Here is a 327-nt window from a genome sequence, read left to right as displayed (position 1 = left end):
AAGTTTAGGTCGGCTTCAACACTGGCACGAAAGTCTAAGTTGGCATTACTCGCGTTAGGATTCCTGTTTTGGATTTGCGGTGCTTCCATTGGTGTAGGTGGCTCTTTTGGCGTTGGTGGCTTTTGCGGTTTTCGTTCTTTCTTTTGCCCTGGCTCTTCTTTTTTCTGACGAACAATATCAAGTACGTTTCCATTTACGGGCTCAGACATGGCCCCTTCACGAACGGTGATCAGTGCCTTCATGCCTAAAAATAGCATAACTGTCACGATACCAGCGATGATTAATGCAACTATATAACGCATTGCTCACATTCCTTATGATGCTTCT

The 327-nt window shown here is 44.6% G+C and carries 1 pseudogene; it reads right to left on the bottom strand.

Annotation, left to right across the window (positions count from 1 at the left end):
- Positions 1-302: pseudogene (locus CWC02_RS20655) on the bottom strand (protein TonB); the annotation flags it as partial.
- Positions 303-327: the final 25 nt, after the last annotated feature.

Source organism: Pseudoalteromonas sp. S2721, assembly GCF_005887425.1.
GTDB classification, from domain to species: Bacteria; Pseudomonadota; Gammaproteobacteria; order Enterobacterales; family Alteromonadaceae; genus Pseudoalteromonas; species Pseudoalteromonas simplex.
This window is presented reverse-complemented; position numbering and strand designations above follow the sequence as displayed.